The sequence below is a fragment of the Pelagibacterium nitratireducens genome, from assembly GCF_037044555.1.
Classification (GTDB): domain Bacteria; phylum Pseudomonadota; class Alphaproteobacteria; order Rhizobiales; family Devosiaceae; genus Pelagibacterium; species Pelagibacterium nitratireducens.
The window spans coordinates 1,005,070-1,020,082 of the sequence record NZ_CP146275.1; the positions used below are offsets into that span (position 1 = coordinate 1,005,070).

General features: G+C 61.0%; 18 protein-coding genes. 5 read left to right on the forward strand and 13 right to left on the reverse strand.

Annotation, left to right across the window (positions count from 1 at the left end):
- Positions 1-2: 2 nt before the first annotated feature.
- The 5 genes from V6617_RS05100 to V6617_RS05120 all read left to right on the forward strand — a co-directional run bounded on the left by V6617_RS05100 (position 3) and on the right by V6617_RS05120 (position 5,018).
- Positions 3-1,025 (forward strand): ABC transporter substrate-binding protein, encoded by a 1,023-nt coding sequence (locus tag V6617_RS05100; RefSeq protein WP_338609577.1) that lies wholly within the window; start codon positions 3-5, stop codon positions 1,023-1,025.
- An 87-nt stretch (positions 1,026-1,112) separates the two neighbouring features.
- On the forward strand, positions 1,113-2,003 hold the full coding sequence (locus V6617_RS05105) for an ABC transporter substrate-binding protein (RefSeq protein WP_338609579.1): 891 nt from the start codon (positions 1,113-1,115) through the stop codon (positions 2,001-2,003).
- Positions 2,004-2,149: 146 nt separating this feature from the next.
- A complete protein-coding gene (locus V6617_RS05110) occupies positions 2,150-3,079 on the forward strand; it encodes a sucrase ferredoxin (RefSeq protein WP_338609581.1) in 930 nt (309 codons plus the stop codon).
- Positions 3,076-4,035: an ABC transporter substrate-binding protein gene (locus tag V6617_RS05115; protein ID WP_338609582.1), complete on the forward strand. Its 960-nt coding sequence runs from the start codon at positions 3,076-3,078 to the stop codon at positions 4,033-4,035. Before V6617_RS05110 ends, V6617_RS05115 begins: the two co-directional genes overlap by 4 nt.
- Before the next feature lie 23 nt (positions 4,036-4,058).
- Positions 4,059-5,018: an ABC transporter substrate-binding protein gene (locus V6617_RS05120; protein ID WP_338609583.1), complete on the forward strand. Its 960-nt coding sequence runs from the start codon at positions 4,059-4,061 to the stop codon at positions 5,016-5,018.
- 40 nt (positions 5,019-5,058) lie between these two features.
- Here the strand turns inward: V6617_RS05120 and arsH are convergent, their stop codons facing one another.
- The 13 genes from arsH to V6617_RS05185 all read right to left on the reverse strand — a co-directional run bounded on the left by arsH (position 5,059) and on the right by V6617_RS05185 (position 15,011).
- Positions 5,059-5,778 (reverse strand): arsenical resistance protein ArsH, encoded by a 720-nt coding sequence (gene arsH / locus V6617_RS05125; RefSeq protein ID WP_422394805.1) that lies wholly within the window; start codon positions 5,776-5,778, stop codon positions 5,059-5,061.
- Complete coding sequence (gene arsC / locus V6617_RS05130) at positions 5,771-6,193, reverse strand: arsenate reductase (glutaredoxin) (RefSeq protein WP_338609584.1); 423 nt, start codon at positions 6,191-6,193, stop codon at positions 5,771-5,773. The genes arsH and arsC overlap by 8 nt, the downstream gene beginning before the upstream one ends.
- Before the next feature lies 1 nt (position 6,194).
- Positions 6,195-7,262, reverse strand: coding sequence for an ACR3 family arsenite efflux transporter (gene arsB, locus V6617_RS05135; RefSeq protein ID WP_338609585.1), 1,068 nt, complete (start codon positions 7,260-7,262; stop codon positions 6,195-6,197).
- A 5-nt stretch (positions 7,263-7,267) separates the two neighbouring features.
- Entirely contained in the window at positions 7,268-7,768 is a 501-nt protein-coding gene (locus V6617_RS05140; RefSeq protein ID WP_338609586.1) for an arsenate reductase ArsC, read from the reverse strand.
- Positions 7,761-8,120, reverse strand: a complete 360-nt coding sequence (locus V6617_RS05145) for a helix-turn-helix transcriptional regulator (protein WP_338609588.1) — start codon at positions 8,118-8,120, stop codon at positions 7,761-7,763. The genes V6617_RS05140 and V6617_RS05145 overlap by 8 nt, the downstream gene beginning before the upstream one ends.
- 69 nt (positions 8,121-8,189) lie before the next feature.
- Entirely contained in the window at positions 8,190-9,563 is a 1,374-nt protein-coding gene (gene chrA / locus V6617_RS05150) for a chromate efflux transporter (RefSeq protein WP_338609590.1), read from the reverse strand.
- A gap of 60 nt (positions 9,564-9,623) precedes the next feature.
- Positions 9,624-10,604 (reverse strand): prolyl aminopeptidase, encoded by a 981-nt coding sequence (gene pip / locus V6617_RS05155; RefSeq protein ID WP_338609592.1) that lies wholly within the window; start codon positions 10,602-10,604, stop codon positions 9,624-9,626.
- On the reverse strand, positions 10,594-11,808 hold the full coding sequence (pqqE, locus tag V6617_RS05160; protein ID WP_338609593.1) for a pyrroloquinoline quinone biosynthesis protein PqqE: 1,215 nt from the start codon (positions 11,806-11,808) through the stop codon (positions 10,594-10,596). The genes pip and pqqE overlap by 11 nt, the downstream gene beginning before the upstream one ends.
- Positions 11,805-12,095, reverse strand: coding sequence for a pyrroloquinoline quinone biosynthesis peptide chaperone PqqD (gene pqqD, locus V6617_RS05165; protein ID WP_338610640.1), 291 nt, complete (start codon positions 12,093-12,095; stop codon positions 11,805-11,807). Before pqqD ends, pqqE begins: the two co-directional genes overlap by 4 nt.
- Positions 12,096-12,124: 29 nt before the next feature.
- On the reverse strand, positions 12,125-12,889 hold the full coding sequence (pqqC, locus tag V6617_RS05170) for a pyrroloquinoline-quinone synthase PqqC (protein ID WP_338609595.1): 765 nt from the start codon (positions 12,887-12,889) through the stop codon (positions 12,125-12,127).
- Positions 12,886-13,794 carry a pyrroloquinoline quinone biosynthesis protein PqqB gene (pqqB, locus tag V6617_RS05175; protein ID WP_338609596.1) on the reverse strand — a complete coding sequence of 303 codons (909 nt, stop codon included), beginning with the start codon at positions 13,792-13,794 and terminating at the stop codon, positions 12,886-12,888. The genes pqqC and pqqB overlap by 4 nt, the downstream gene beginning before the upstream one ends.
- 28 nt (positions 13,795-13,822) lie before the next feature.
- Positions 13,823-13,918 (reverse strand): pyrroloquinoline quinone precursor peptide PqqA, encoded by a 96-nt coding sequence (pqqA, locus tag V6617_RS05180; protein ID WP_338609597.1) that lies wholly within the window; start codon positions 13,916-13,918, stop codon positions 13,823-13,825.
- 88 nt (positions 13,919-14,006) lie between these two features.
- Positions 14,007-15,011 carry a LysR family transcriptional regulator gene (locus V6617_RS05185; RefSeq protein ID WP_338609598.1) on the reverse strand — a complete coding sequence of 335 codons (1,005 nt, stop codon included), beginning with the start codon at positions 15,009-15,011 and terminating at the stop codon, positions 14,007-14,009.
- Positions 15,012-15,013 lie beyond the last annotated feature (2 nt).

Consider the following 15,013-nt stretch of genomic DNA (forward strand, 5'->3'; position numbering starts at 1 on the left):
CCATGAGCTTTTCATTTCAATCGGTTGGCCGGCTGACGCGTGTTGCTGCGCTTGTCATGGTTGCGGGTCTGTCCTCTTTTTCAGCTCTGGCTCAGGAAACACGCCTCTTTGTCGACGACATGGGTCATGAGGTCGAAGTCCCGGTCGATCCCCAGCGCATCGTTTCCCTGCGCGGTGAGCAGATCACGTCGCCCCTGCTAGAACTCGGTGCCGCTCTTGTCGGCTCGAGCGGCCGGGTGGACCCGGGCGTCAATAATGGCGATCCCTATGTCCGGGGCGCCTATGACGCGCTCGGCTTCCGCTTTGAAAATTCCGATATCGCCTGGGTCGGCGATCCCAATGAATACGACCTCGAAGCCATCGCCATAGCCGAGCCGGACCTTATCTTGCTCTCGGAAGGCGGAGTGGACAGCTACGAACAGCTTTCGCTGATTGCCCCAGCGGTCGTTATCGCCGGCTGGGAGGAGGACCTTCTGGCCCGCTACCGCAAGATCGCCGACGTGGCAGGCAAGCTCGATGTCTACGAGCAGCTTTTGGCAGATTGGGAGGTACGCTTTGCAGCAGCCCAGGACGTGATCTCGCAAACCATTGGCGATCCAGCAAGTGTATCGGTCGGGGTGATCGAGCCCCGGTCGGGGGCGGTTCGGGGCTTTCGCACCTATGATGCGCTGACCCAGATCATTCACGCGCTGGGGTTTTCCATGCCCGAGACGATCGCCGAGCTTGAAGAGTCGCGCATCGATCTCAGCCCCGAACTGGTCCACCAGTTCGATGCCGATTTCATGATCAGCACCTATTGGCCGGCCACGGGCACAACGGTTCAGGCGATCTACGAGCTTTGGGATGCGGCCGTCCCCAATTGGCGGCAGGAACTGCATGCGGCGCACAACAATCAATATTTCATGGTGCACCGCGAGGAGATGCGGGCCGTCAGCTTTGCCGCGTTGCGCTCCGTCCTCAACATTTTGGTCTCGCAAATCGCTACCCGCGACTTCGTGCCCTTGACCACAGACGAACAGATTTAGCGGAGAGTCATTTTGATGAAACCGATTAAAACCATATTCGCCGTTTTCGCCCTTATGGCCACGCCGGTGCTGGCGGCGGAAACGCGCATGGTCACCGACGATGCCGGGCGTGTCGTCGAGGTGCCCTTAACGGCCGAGCGCGTCATTTCGCAAAATGACAATCGGCTGACCCTGCCGCTGCTTGAACTCGGCGTCCCGCTGGTGGGCAGTTCGGGGCGGGTCGATGCCGAGGGCAAGCCCTATCTGCGGGTGGTGCCGGACTTGCTGGGTATTGATTTCGATACAGCCGATTTTGAGTTTATCGGCACTTACAACGATCTCGATTACGAAACGATCGCGGCGCTTGATCCTGATCTCATCATCACCATGCTTGAAGAACAGGTCGAAAAGCTCTCGGTGATCGCACCAACGCTTGTCATCGACCCTAACCTTTATCCCGTCCGCGACGGTATGAGGGTACTCGCTGAAGCGACTGGTCACTTGGATGCCTATGAGGCCCTGTCAGGAGCGTACAATCGTAAGCTGGAGACGGTCCGGCCATTCTTTGAAGAAGCAGGCGATGTTTCCGTCAGCGTTACGTTTTCTTTTCCCGCAGGGGATTCTGTCTATGTCTATAACGATCTTGGAGCACTCACGGTCGCGCTGGGCGACCTAGGGTTGAACCTGCCCGAGATCGCCGCGGACATGGACGGCCGCTCCATGGCCATCAGCCCGGAGCGCTGGCAGGATATCGATGCGGACTTTGTCATCAATTTTTATGGCACGACTCCGCAGGACGGTCCCGTTCAGGTGCGTGCCGGACTGGACAAGTTCTTGCCGGGCTGGTGCGACTTTTTACATGCCTGCAGGAACGACCAGTACGTGTTCTTCCCATATGCGAGCTTTGGCTATTCCTTCGGCGCCCTGGGGCTGAACCTTGATCTGCTGACGACACATATCGCTGGCCGCGCTTTCACACCCATAGGGCAGGCCCAATAGGGCTGCACACTGGTGCCGGGTCCGCGGGCGCGGATCCGGTGCAAGGCTTTCCAAGGAATTTGAACAATGAACCATCTCGGCCTTTTTGCCGGTGCGATCACAGTTCTGACGCTCCTCACCGCACCTGCGTTTGAAGAGGCGGCCGAATGAGCAAACACCAATTCTGCCGCGATCTTTGTCTTGAGCGCGACGAGCCCTTGCAGGGCACTGGCAATGCGCCGGGGCGGGTGTTGCTGCTCGCCTGGCCGCGCGGCAAATGGCGAACCCCAAGGTGGGAGTCGGCGGACATGAGCGAACTGCTCGCCGCCTCCATTCACAATGCCGCAAAAAGTGGTCTGCACGTCGCGCTCGTCGATCGGGTCGGCGACAGCGAGGCTTTGCCGCGTCTGATGGCACAGCCGGAGGGAGTCTTTGCTGACTTTGAAAGCGAAGCGGCACTGATCGCCGCGATTGACGGCTACGCCGATGGCAAGATGTTTCCCGGCCAAACCGATCCACGCACAACCATTCTTGTCTGCACGGATTCGCGTCGGGATGCCTGCTGCGCGCGGTATGGCTTTTCGACATACAAGGCACTGGTCGCCATTGCCGATCGGAACAAATTCAACATCGTGCAGGCAACCCATCTGGGCGGGTGCCGGTTTGCGGCTTCGCTTGTCGTTATGCCCGATCGGCAGCGTTACGGCCGGATGACCGCCGGGCAGGCGCCGGCCTTTCTCGAGGCGTTGTCGCGCGGTGAAGTCTTTCTTCCCGCCTATAAGGGGCGCACCGACCTGCCCGAGCCCGTTCAGGTGGCCGAGCTGGCGGCGCTCGAATGGGCGGCGGCACACAGTGCCAGCATGCGTCAGGTGCGCGTGCTGCCATTCGAAATGCCAGATGACCCTGTCGAGGGTCACGAACTCACCGTCCGCGCCGCTGTGCGCGATACCGAACTCGATATCCGCCTCAAGGCGCAAACCTACATGGTCCAGGGCAATTGCGGCGTCGTCGCCGACGGCGGCGGCAGCAATGTGCTGCGCTGGCGCCTCGATCACCTCACCACCGTCAAATCCAGATCCCAAGAGAGTTTTTCATGATCAATCGCCTTCTCGCCACCGGCCTTGCCTCCATGCTGGCCATCTCGCCTGTCTTTGCGCAGGATGCCCAAACGCTCACCGACGGCACGGGCACCGATGTCACCGTGCCCGCCGATCCCCAACGGGTCGTGGCGCTGCACGATACCTCGCTGACTGTAGCGCTGCTCGAACTCGGCATTGTTCCGGTCGGCAGTCACGGTCGCACCGCCGAGAATGCCGCCCCCAATATCCGGTCGGGCAAGCTGATCACGGGCTATGATTTCGACAATTCCACCATCGAATTTGTCGGAAACCTGCCCGCCGATGTCGAAGCCATAGCGGCGCTCGAGCCTGACCTGATCCTTACCACCGACTGGCAGACCGCCGATGTCGGCCAGCTTCGCGCCATTGCGCCCACCTATGTCTTTCCCATCTCGACAATGGATGATTTCGACGTTTACCGGACCATTGCCGAAGTGACCGGCACCACCGATGTGCTCGACAAGCTCGAGACCCGCTATCAGGCACAGCTGGACATGATCGCGGGCCTGACCGACCCCGCCGAAACGCAAGTCAGCGTCATTCAGGCCTATGGCGGCGAATTGCAGGTCTGGAATACGTACGGTTCGCTGGGCAAGGTTCTGCGCGATGCCGGCTTTGTCTTCCCCGCAGCCATCGACGCCATCGAGGGCAATGAGCGCCAGATTTTCTCGGGCGAATCCTACCCTGAGTTCGATGCCGATTTCATCTTCGTCACCTACGCGGCAGAACGGGGCGAAAGCCCGGCCCAGGCCCGCGCGGCGCTCGACGAGGTTCTGCCGGGCTGGTGCGAGGTGATGCACGCCTGCCGCAACGGTCAGATTGTCTATATCCCGCGCGAGATCGCCTCGTCGGCGACCTATGATTCCCTCACCGCGCTCACCCAGATTGTCGCGTCCCATGTGGTGGGCCGCGACTACACGCCGCTCGAACAGTAAAATAGAAACCGGGGGATCAAATCATGAGCCTAGTGAGATCAATCATTGCAATTGGCGCGATCGTTTTCGCCGCGCCGGTGCTGGCGCAGGAAACGCGCAGCTTTACCGACGATGCCGGGAGGATAGTGGAGATCCCGGCCGATCCTCAGCGCATCGCGTCGCTGCAGGATCTTTCGATCACCATTCCGCTGATCGAACTCGGTGTCCATCCGGTCGCCAGTCACGGACGGACCACCGAGACGGGCGAGGGGTTCATCCGCTCGTCCAAGGTCTTGACCGGCGTCGATTTCGACAATTCCGACATTGCCTTTGTGGGCAATCTGCCGGTCGACATCGAAGCCGTCGCCGCAACCGAGCCGGACCTGATCATCACGACCCCGTGGCAGACCGCCCCGGTGGAACAGCTCGAAGCCATCGCGCCGACCATCGTGCTCGATGACACGGTGCGCGGCGATTTCGGCATGTATGAAGCGCTGGCCGAAATTACCGGCACGACCGATACGCTGGCCATTCTTGAGGGCCGGTATGACAGCCAGATCGAGCAGATCCGGCGCCTGATCGACACCGGGTCGATCTCGGTCAATGTCATCCAGGGCGTAAATGGGGAAGTTTTGTCCTGGCACACCTATGGCGGTTTGGGGCGCGTGCTGCGCGATGCGGGATTTGCATTTCCCGAGCGTGTCGATGCCATCCCCGAGGGCGAATTCGCGCGCATGAGTGCGGAGGCGTTGCCCGAACTCGATGCCGATTTCCTGTTCGTCACCTACCGCACCGATGCATTGGAAACCCTGGAAGACGCGTTCGGGCATCTTGAACAGGTTCTGCCCAATTTCTGCGATTTCCTGCATGCTTGCCGGGAAAACCAGATGATCGTCATGCCGCGCGAGGAGGCGTCGGCCTCGTCCTATTATGCGCTGGGCGTCATGGCCTATACGGTCATTTCCCATATCAGCGGACGCCGGTTCGAGCCGCTGGCCGAATAGATGATCGGGTCCGCCGGGAAAGCGGCGGACCTTCATGCCCTCAGATCGAGCGCTGATTGACGCGCTCGGCCACCGCCTCAGCGCTTTCGACCCGTTCGGAATAGCGATCCACCAGATAGTCGGCCCGATCGCGCACCAGGAGGGTGAATTTGACCAGTTCCTCCATCACATCGACGATGCGGTTGTAAAACGGCGAGGGGCGCATGCGCCCGGCCTCGTCGAATTCGTTGAAGGCCTTGGGCACCGAGGACTGGTTGGGGATGGTGACCATGCGCATCCAGCGGCCCAGAATGCGCAACTGGTTGACGGCATTGAAGGACTGGCTGCCGCCATTGACCTGCATCACGGCCAGCGTCCGCCCTTGCGTGGGCCGTACACCGCCCATCGAGAGCGGGAGCCAGTCGATCTGGGATTTCATGACGCCCGACATTGCCCCGTGCCGCTCGGGCGAGCACCAGACCATGCCTTCGGACCACAGCGCCAGTTCGCGCAGTTCGACGACCTTGGGATGGTCCTTGGGCGCGCCGTCGGGCAGGGGCAGACCCTCGGGGTTGAAAATGCGCGTCTCGGCCCCGAACCGGCGCAGGATGCGGGCGGCCTCCTCTGTCGCGAAACGCGAATAGGAGCGCTCGCGCAAAGACCCGTAAAGCAGCAGGATTCGCGGAGCGTGCTCCTTGTGTTGCGGAGAGAGCAGCGCCGTTTCGTCGATGGGGTGAAATTGCTCCTCGGCGAGCGCGGGGAAATTATCGATTTCAGACAATGCGCTTTCCGTTTCCGTCGATGACGATCTCTCCGTCTTCCTTGGTGAAGGGCCCGATATCGGGGTTGGGGAGGATATCGAGCACCAGTTCGGAGGGGCGGCATTGGCGCACACCCTTTTCTGTCACAACGAACGGACGATTGATAAGGATCGGGTGGGCCAGCATGGCGTCGATCAATGCTTCGTCGGCGACCGAAGGATCATCGAGACCGAGTTGGGTATAGGGCGCTTCTTTTTTCCGCATGGCCTCGCGGACCGAAAGGCCCGACCGCGTGATGAGATCGACAAGCGTTTCGCGGCTCGGCGGGGTCTTGAGATATTGGATGATCTCCGGCTCTTCGCCCGACTGACGGATCATGGCGAGCGTATTGCGCGAGGTGCCGCAATCGGGGTTGTGGTAGATGGTGATGGCCAATTCAGACCTCCGTAAAGTGATGCCGGGTGCGGTTGGCGAGGGCAACAAGCGAGAGCATGACCGGGACTTCAACCAGCACACCGACCACGGTGGCCAGCGCGGCGCCGGAATTGAGACCGAAGAGCGAAATGGCCACGGCCACCGCCAATTCGAAAAAGTTCGATGTTCCGATCAGGGCGCAGGGCGCGGCGATATTGAAAGGCACCTTCCACTTCCAGGCGGCCCAATAGGTGATGCCGAAAATGCCGTAGGACTGGATGAGAAGGGGTATGGCGATCAAAACGATGACCAGCGGATTGGCAAGGATCGTCTGCCCCTGAAAGCCGAACAACAGGACCACGGTCGCCAAAAGTCCGATAATTGAGGCGGGCTTTATGCGCGCATTAAAGGCGTCGATGCGGCGGGTGTCGGTCGGGTCGCCGCGCAGAAGGATCTGGCGGGTGATGGCGCCGGCGATCAGCGGCAGGATGACGTACAGCCCGACCGAGAGCAGCAAGGTCTCCCACGGCACGGTGATCTCGGTAAGGCCGAGCAGCACCGCGACAATGGGCGCGAAGGCGACCACCATGATGGCGTCGTTCACCGAAACCTGGACGAGGGTGTAGTTGGGATCGCCCTTGGTCAGTTGCGACCAGACGAACACCATGGCGGTGCAGGGGGCGGCGCCCAGAAGGATCAGGCCGGCGATATATTGCTGCGCATCGGCCGGATCGATCAGCGGCGCAAAGATCACATTGAAGAACAGGACCGCGAGCAGGGCCATGGAAAACGGCTTGATGAGCCAATTGACCACGAGGGTCAGCACAAGCCCCTTGGGTTGCCTGCCGACCTGACCGATGGCGGTGAAATCGACGGCGACCATCATGGGATAGACCATGGCCCAGATGAGCACGGCGACGACGAAATTGACCGAGGCATATTCGAGGCCCGCAAGCGCTACAAACAGGCCGGGAATGAGATTGCCGAGCACGATCCCGGCAACGATGCAGGCTGCAACCCAGACCGAGAGCCATTTTTCGAAAAAGCCGATGCCGCCCGCCGGGGCGGGAGCGCTTGTATCCAATGTCATAAGGTTCAGTCCCGCGTTTTGCCGATAGAGTCGAGCTTGGACTTGAGGGCCAGGCGATCAAGACTGGCGATGGGCAGGTTGAGCAGCAAGGAGATGCGGGTGCCCAGATGGCGTGCCGCTTCGGCAAAGGCATAGTGCTTTTCAGCGTCGGTGCCCTCGGCAGCGGCAGGGTCGGCAATCCCCCAATGGGCGGTCATGGGATGACCGGGCCAGACCGGGCAGGGCTCGTTGGCCGCGTCATCGCAGACGGTAAAGATAAAGTCGAATTCGGGTGCACCCGGCTCGGCAAACTCGTCCCAGCTCTTGGAGCGGGCAAATTGGGTATCGATCCCCAAATTATTGAGTAGATCGAGCGTAAAGGGATGGACCTCTCCCTTGGGTTTGCTTCCGGCCGACCAGGCCTTGAACCGGCCCTTTCCGTCACGATTGAGCAGGGCTTCGGCGATGATCGAGCGCGCGGAATTGCCCGTGCACAGGAAAAGGACGGAGTAGGGGGTGTCAGTCACAGCAGGGTTCCGTGGCGGTTTGTTGCAGACAGGAGAGATTGGTGACCAGCGGGGCGCACACTTCGGGACGACCGCCGCAGCAATCTTCGAGCAGGAACGCAACGAGATCGCCGGCGGTCTTGAAATTGGCGCTGTAGCGGATGGTCCTGCCCTCGCGCTCGGAGACGATCAGTCCTGAGCGCGTGAGAGCGGCAAGGTGGCTCGAAATGGTGTTCTGTCGGCCATTGACGGCTTCGGCGATTTCCCCGGCTGGCAAGCCTTCCGGTCCGATTTTCACAAGGCGCCGGAATATGGCCAGACGGGTGGGCTGGGAAAGTGCATCGAAAGCGTCGAGGGCGTGATCTGTATCCATATATCGAGAAATATCGATATATGGATACAGCGTCAAGTGGCGAATTGCGATCCGGGCCAAGCGTATCGGTTAGGCGGTGAGGCCGCCAGCCAAATGAAGTGCAACCCCGGCCGCTGCACAACCGGCCAATACGGTGACCGGCCCCAGTCCGAACCGGAAGATCGCGATCATCGCCGCAAGGACGAGAAGTGCCGAGAACCAGTTGATGGATTCGAGAACGGGTATGTCGAGAGCCAGTCCAAAGCTGGAAAATTCCACAACTTCGGAAAACACGACGTGCAATCCGAACCAGACGGCAAGATTGAGGATCACGCCGACGACGGCTGCGGTGATGGCGCCCAGGGCGGCGGTCAGGACCGTGTTGTCCCGCAGGCGCTCGATGAACGGCGCGCCGAGGAATATCCATAAAAAGCACGGCGCGAACGTAACCCAGGTGGTCAGCAATCCGCCCAACGTTCCCGCCAGCAAAGGCGGCAGCGTTCCGGGTGCACGAAAGGCGCCCATGAAGCCCACGAACTGGGTGACCATGATCAGCGGTCCCGGCGTTGTTTCGGCCATGCCCAGCCCGTCAAGCATTTCGCCCGGCGTCAGCCATCCGAAATTCTGGACGGCCTCCTGGGCGACATAGGCGAGAACCGCATAGGCGCCACCGAAGGTGACGACAGCCATGACACTGAAAAAGCCCGCGATCTGCGAGAACACGTCATCGGGTCCCAAAAGCGCGAAAAGCAATGCGACCGGGATGAGCCAAAGTGAGAGAATGACAAGGGAGATCCGAAGCGCCCATCGCGCGTCGACACGGGTATGTGCTGGAGATTCTTCACCGAGCAGCGTGTCGGCATCGGCGATCTGTTTCGCTCCAACCTTGCCCTGATTGATCCTGGGCTTAAAGGCTGGCACCCCGGCTCGCGCGCCCAAAAACCCGATGATACCCGCTGCCAGAATGATGATGGGAAAGGGAACGGCAAAGCCGAAAATGGCGATAAAAGCCCCGGCTGCTATGGCCAGCATCGCGCCGTTCCTGAGCGCCCGGCCGCCGATGCGGATGACGGCCTGAACGACTATGGCGAGGACCGCAGCCTTCAGCCCGAAAAACAGCCCCTCGACAATCCCGACATTGCCCCAGATGGCATAGATCCAGCTCAGCCCCATGATGGCGACGATGCCCGGTATCACGAACAGCACACCGGCAATGATGCCGCCTGCCGTGCGATGCATCAGCCAGCCGATATAGACAGCGAGCTGCTGGGCCTCAGGCCCCGGCAGCAACATGCAGTAGTTGAGGGCGTGCAGAAATCGCTGCTCGCCGAGCCATTTGTGCTCTTCGACAAGAATGCGATGCATCATGGCGATTTGGCCGGCCGGCCCGCCGAAGCTCAAGAGGCCGATCCGAGCCCATATTCTCGTGGCCTCGGCGAGTGTGGGGTAGGAACGGTTCTGCATGCACGCCCAAAACAGATCAGCTGGTGTCACGCAGTTTAACTACGCATCAATCGGGCCTGTCTATTGCCCGTTGGTGACAGTGGGATGAAGATCGGCAAGGGCTTGGGTTATCGCGGCCTCCACACCCGGCTCACCCTGCCCATGACCCGCCGTGTCGACGATCCGCACATTGGCATCGGGCCACGCCTTGGCCAGGGCAAAAGACGTGGCCGGCGGGCACAAGAGATCATACCGGCTCTGAACAATGCGACCGGGAATGCCGTCCAGTCTTGCAGCGTTGACCAGCAACTGGTCGGGCTCGAGAAAGCAGTCGTTGGAAAAATAGTGCGCTTCCATGAAGGGCGAGGTGGGAAATCGTGCGCCCGGAGCCGGAAGCTTCGACAAATCCAATCGGTCCGCTGGCGGCGCAATCTGGGACAGGATGCGTTCGGCCTGATACCAGGCAAAGGCTGCCGGCCGATGGATTTCGGGGTCGGAATCGAGGATGCGGCGCCAGTAGGCTTCGAGCGGGGCTGCGCGCTCTGACGGTGTCAGCAGGTCCAGGAAATCGGCATGAAGGCGCGGGTAGAAATGCGGCATGGCGGTTGAAAACGCCCAGTCGAGTTCGCGGCGCGTGCCCAAAAAGGTAGCGCGCAGTAAAATGGCCGTAACACGGTCCGGATGGTTTTGCGCATAGGCAATCGCCAGTGTCGCACCCCACGACCCACCGACCACGAGCCAGCGGTCTATTCCCAATGCCATGCGGATCGTTTCGATATCGGCGACCAGCCGGTCGGTGGAATTGGCCGATCGCTGTGCGTGCGGGGTGCTGCGCCCGGCCCCGCGCTGATCGAACAGGACGGCATGATACCGGCCCGGATCGAACAGGCGGCGATGGCTCGGTTGGCAGCCGCTGCCCGGTCCGCCATGCAAAAAGAGCACCGGGACGCCGTCGGGATTGCCCACAGTTTCGACGTAAAGCGTATGCCCTTCGCCGACCGGCAGCATTTGTGTTGTGAGCGGCGTGTGCGGGTCGGCCTTGATCGCCGCCTCATTTTCCATCCACAGGCTCCGCTTCGAGCGTGCCGCCGGCAAAATTGCGGTAGATAAACCGCGTGGCGCCGGTTTCGGCTTCCGTTTCGGCCGTCTTGAAAATCTCGCTGTGGTGCGGAGAAAGGGCACAGGCCGGATCGGTATTCTCTGCCTTGCCGGTCAGCGCGAAGGCCTGGCAGCGGCATCCGCCGAAATCGACTTCCTTGAAGGCGCAACTCTGGCATGGTTCGGGCATCCAGCCGGTGCCGCGATAACGGTTGAAGGCGTCCGAGTTCTGCCAGATCCAGGCGATGGAATGGTTGGATCGCACCGAAAGGAACTCGAGCTCGGTAATCGTTTCGGCAGCATGGCAGGGCAACACCTTGCCTGAGGGCGTGATGTTGAAGAACTGGCGGCCCCATCCGCCCATGCACTTCTTGGGCCGTTCGGCATAATAATCGGGGATCACGAAATCGATGTCGAGAATGCCCTTGAGTCGCTCGCGGGCGTCCTCCACCACCTCGGTGGCGCGATCGATCTGCGCGATGGTGGGCATCAGCGCGGCGCGGTTCTTGAGCGCCCAGCCGTAGTACTGGACGTTGGCAACCTCGATGCGGTCGGCATCCATATCCACCGCCATGGCGATGATATCTTCGAGCTGGTCGAGATTCTGCCGGTGCATGACGGCATTGACGGTCAGCGGCAGATCGAGTTCGCGCGCCCAGCGCGCGACTTCATGCTTTTTGGCGTGGGCATTGCGAAAACCTGCAACCCGGTCGGCCTTGACCGCATCGCTGCCCTGAAAGCTGATCTGGATATGAGACAGGCCCGCATCGGCCAACTCGGCCAGTTTTTCGCGGCCGATGAGCACGGCCGAGGTGATCAGATTGGTATAGAGATCGCGGTCGGTCGCATGCTGGACCAGTTCGACAATGTCCTTGCGGGCCGTCGGTTCGCCGCCGGAAAAATGGACCTGCAGCACGCCGATTTCGGCAAGTTCGTCGAGGACCCGCTTCCACTCCTCGGTGGTCAATTCGTTGCGGGCCCGCTCCATTTCGACCGGATTGGAGCAATAGGGACATTGCAGCGGGCATTTGTGGGTCAACTCGATCAGCACGGCGAGCGGAATGCCGTATTGGGCGGCAATCGGCTGCCCCCTGCCTTCGAGCAGGGCCAATCCGTCATTGGGATCGGTTTCGATCGGGGGATGGTGCCGGTCGAGGGTCGGGCTCATGGTTTTCCTCCTCCATCGATCAGGAACCCGGAATTGGCCAGATCCTGAATCATTTCGATCACGTCGGACGCGATCTGGTCAGCGGGTGCAGCGTATTTTTCCGCCAGCGTGTCGGCCATTTGTGCGATGGTACGCTGGCCATCGCACAAATGCAGGATTTCAACGGCGATATCGTTGGGTGCCAGCACCCGTTCGGGCACCAAAAGCACCCAGCGGTCGCGCGTTTCGTCGTGCCGCAGCTTGACCCCGCGGGCGAGGCGTGGCGCGCTTTGGGGCGTTGCCACCATGCGGCGGCGCGATGCGGGTGCTGCCTGGGTCATGTCGCATCCGGAACGAAAGCGCCGGGCGGGATGTGCCCGCCGACATAGGCGTGATGCAGCGCATCAAGCTGCACCCAGAGCACGTTGGTCTTGAAGATCAGTGCGTTGCACACCAGCCGCCGCTCCTCGGGCGTGCGGGCATGGGTCTTGACGTAGTCGAGCGCGAAATCGGCATCGCGGGTGGCCTGATCGAGCCGGCGCGAGAAATAGGTCATCACATCGGGGGAGATGAAATCGTAGTGCTCGAGCATTCCGGCGATGCGCTCCTGATGCAGATTGGGCGCAAACAGTTCGGTGAGCGAGGAGGCTATGGCTTCGAGCGGGGTGCGGTCGCGCACGAAATGGACGTAGGCCTCAACCGCAAACCGCGTGGCCGGCAGGATACCTTCGGTCGATTCCACGTAATCGGGATCGAGACCCAATCCGGTCGTGAGCTTTAGCCAGCGTTCGATGCCGCCTTCGCTGCCGATGTCGCCGTCATGATCTGATATCCGGTGCCGCCATTCGATGCGGGTGGCCCGGTCGCGGAAACGGGAAATGACCACCGCGTCCTTGAGTGGAATGGTCGACTGGTAGAAATAGCGGTTGAGCGCCCAGGCCTGCACCTGCCCCTTGTTGAGCTTGCCGCCATGCAGCAGGCCGTGAAAGGGGTGCAGGTTGTGATAGCGGGTGGCGCCGATATGGCGAAGCTGGGTTTCGAGCGCCTCGGGGGAATCGAGCTCGAGATCGGGGGCGACCGAAAGCGCGGTTATCTGGTTCATAGTGTAATCTCCGTCCCTTCGGCGGGTATGGACCACCCGGCCGCCTCGAGCGCTTTTCGCTCATCTGACTCCGGACGCAGCGCCGGATTGGAATTGTTTATGTGCAGAAAGAACTTGTTGCCTATCGGTGTAGCGGCCAGGGCCGGGATGACGTCGCTCATCGCAATGTGACCCATGCGCTGGCCGGTCTTTGAACTGAGGCCCTGGGCAATCATCTCGTCGTCGCGCCACAGCGTGCCATCGAAAAACACGGCGTCGGCCCCCTCGATCAGGCCCAACAGCTCATCGGTGATCGCGGCGCAGGCCGCCACAAACACCATGCGCGCGCCACTCGAACGGTCGGTGATGACGAGGCCGAGCGTGTCGCCTTCGGCATTTTCATCATGGCCTTCGAGAAACAGCGCGGTTTTGCCCGGCGCCGCAAAGGCAAAAATCTCCAGCCCCGAGGGCGATCCGTCGGGCAGCGCCGGCACGAAACTTTGGCCGGACGCAATGGGCTGGCGGGTCACGTTTTCGGGCTTGAGCGCATTGAAGATCGAATTGGCCCTGAGGATCGAAAGCACGCGATCATGGGCGTAGAGCGTAAAGGGCGAGCCTTCGCGCAGCGTCAAGAGCCCGGTGATTGCGTCGATTTCGCCATTGGTGAGGATCACGCCCGTTATGGGCGAATGGCGCTTCAGGCCCGGCTTGGGCCACAGCGCAGGAGTATTGGCAATCTGCTGGCGCAAATCGGGCGAGGCGTTGATCAAAAACCAGTGCTCGCCGTCGGAACTGATGGCGATCGAAGCCTGGTTGCCGCCGATATCGAGCGTGCCCGAGCGCGCATCACGGCAGTTGTCGCAGCCGCAATTCCATTGCGGCACGCCGCCGCCTGCCGCGGCACCGAGTATGAGGATTTTAGTCATAGCGGGAAACCGCGGCAGGCAAAATCGACTACTTGCGCTTTGCGCAGGCGTACATGTTGATTTCCATGCTGACAGGAATTTCAGTGAGCTTGGGCTTGTTCCAGGCCATAGTGTTTCTCCTCATTTGAACACGGCATGATTGCCGTATCGTTCATGCTGCGAAGAGAGTGGGCTGCGCGCAATCTATGGAGCCCATAGCCATGCGCCTATGGCTAGAATTGCGCCTGCGGGCCGTTATCGAGGAAGGGCGGAATGGGCGAGATCTGCGGCAGGACGATGGTGTGCGCGGCATCTTTAAGCGTATCGAGGAAGGTTCGATAGGGCTCGATATGCTGATATTGCGTGGGGATAAGCGCCATGATGCGCCGTGTCGCGGCGTTGACGGCATAGAGCCGAATGCCTTTGAGCGTTTCGGCGCCATGCAGCAATGAGAGTGCGGGAACAAGGCACACACCGGCGCCGGCCCTGACCAGTTCGGCCGCCACCTCGAAGCTGCGGCACTGGGCGACGATGGTGTGGCCGGGGAACAACCGCTCATACCAGTTCTGGACACGTTTGGTGTGCTGGGAACCGAACGCGAACTGGATCGACTGGTTGAGAATGGCCAGCTGGTCAGCAGGCAGATCGCGCTCGGGCCGTTCCACCCTGGAGAGATCGAGATGGCCGGGAACGGCAAGCACATGAGAATCGGTGAGCAGGGGGATCTGGGCAAAACCGCCGCCCGAAGCCGACAGTGAATTGTCCGCCAGAAGCCCCACCGCAATGCGGCGATCATAGAGCAATTCGAGAATGTCGGACGGCGCCATGTCCTGGATATCGAAATCGATATCGGGAAAAATCTCCTGCAGCCGCCGCAGCGCGGGCGGCAGGAGAACGCGCAACACCGAGGTGATCCCGGCCAGCCTTATCGTCATGCGGCGCCCGGACGTATATTCCATCAGTCCGTCTTCGAGATCGCGCATGCCGCGCAGGACGTGTTCGGCCTTGGGCAGGAGGTAGTGGCCCGCCTCGGTCAGTTCCATTTCTCCAGGTCGGCGATTGAACAGGCGCGCGCCGACAAGCGTTTCGAGCCGGGAGAGCTGCTGGGACAGGGAGGGCTGGGCAATTCCCAATTGCTTGGCGGCTTCGGTCAGCGTTGTCGCTTGCGCAACGGCGGTGAATATCCTGAGCTGGTGCAGCGATATGTCGGGATGAGGACGGATGGATTGGGTGTTCATGG

Bases quoted from the DNA above. Each gene is read 5' to 3' on its own strand.
- V6617_RS05110 (WP_338609581.1), top strand. From the start codon at position 2,150: ATGAGCAAACACCAATTCTGCCGCGATCTTTGTCTTGAGCGCGACGAG.
- V6617_RS05105 (WP_338609579.1), top strand. From the start codon at position 1,113: ATGGTCACCGACGATGCCGGGCGTGTCGTCGAGGTGCCCTTAACGGCC.
- pqqD (WP_338610640.1), bottom strand. From the start codon at position 12,095: ATGGTGGCAACGCCCCAAAGCGCGCCACGCCTCGCCCGCGGGGTCAAG.
- pqqC (WP_338609595.1), bottom strand. From the start codon at position 12,889: ATGAACCAGATAACCGCGCTTTCGGTCGCCCCCGATCTCGAGCTCGAT.
- pqqE (WP_338609593.1), bottom strand. From the start codon at position 11,808: ATGAGCCCGACCCTCGACCGGCACCATCCCCCGATCGAAACCGATCCC.
- chrA (WP_338609590.1), bottom strand. From the start codon at position 9,563: ATGCAGAACCGTTCCTACCCCACACTCGCCGAGGCCACGAGAATATGG.
- pqqA (WP_338609597.1), bottom strand. From the start codon at position 13,918: ATGAGGAGAAACACTATGGCCTGGAACAAGCCCAAGCTCACTGAAATT.
- V6617_RS05120 (WP_338609583.1), top strand. From the start codon at position 4,059: ATGAGCCTAGTGAGATCAATCATTGCAATTGGCGCGATCGTTTTCGCC.
- pip (WP_338609592.1), bottom strand. From the start codon at position 10,604: ATGGAAAATGAGGCGGCGATCAAGGCCGACCCGCACACGCCGCTCACA.
- V6617_RS05115 (WP_338609582.1), top strand. From the start codon at position 3,076: ATGATCAATCGCCTTCTCGCCACCGGCCTTGCCTCCATGCTGGCCATC.
- arsB (WP_338609585.1), bottom strand. From the start codon at position 7,262: ATGACATTGGATACAAGCGCTCCCGCCCCGGCGGGCGGCATCGGCTTT.
- pqqB (WP_338609596.1), bottom strand. From the start codon at position 13,794: ATGACTAAAATCCTCATACTCGGTGCCGCGGCAGGCGGCGGCGTGCCG.
- V6617_RS05145 (WP_338609588.1), bottom strand. From the start codon at position 8,120: ATGGATACAGATCACGCCCTCGACGCTTTCGATGCACTTTCCCAGCCC.
- V6617_RS05185 (WP_338609598.1), bottom strand. From the start codon at position 15,011: ATGAACACCCAATCCATCCGTCCTCATCCCGACATATCGCTGCACCAG.
- V6617_RS05100 (WP_338609577.1), top strand. From the start codon at position 3: ATGAGCTTTTCATTTCAATCGGTTGGCCGGCTGACGCGTGTTGCTGCG.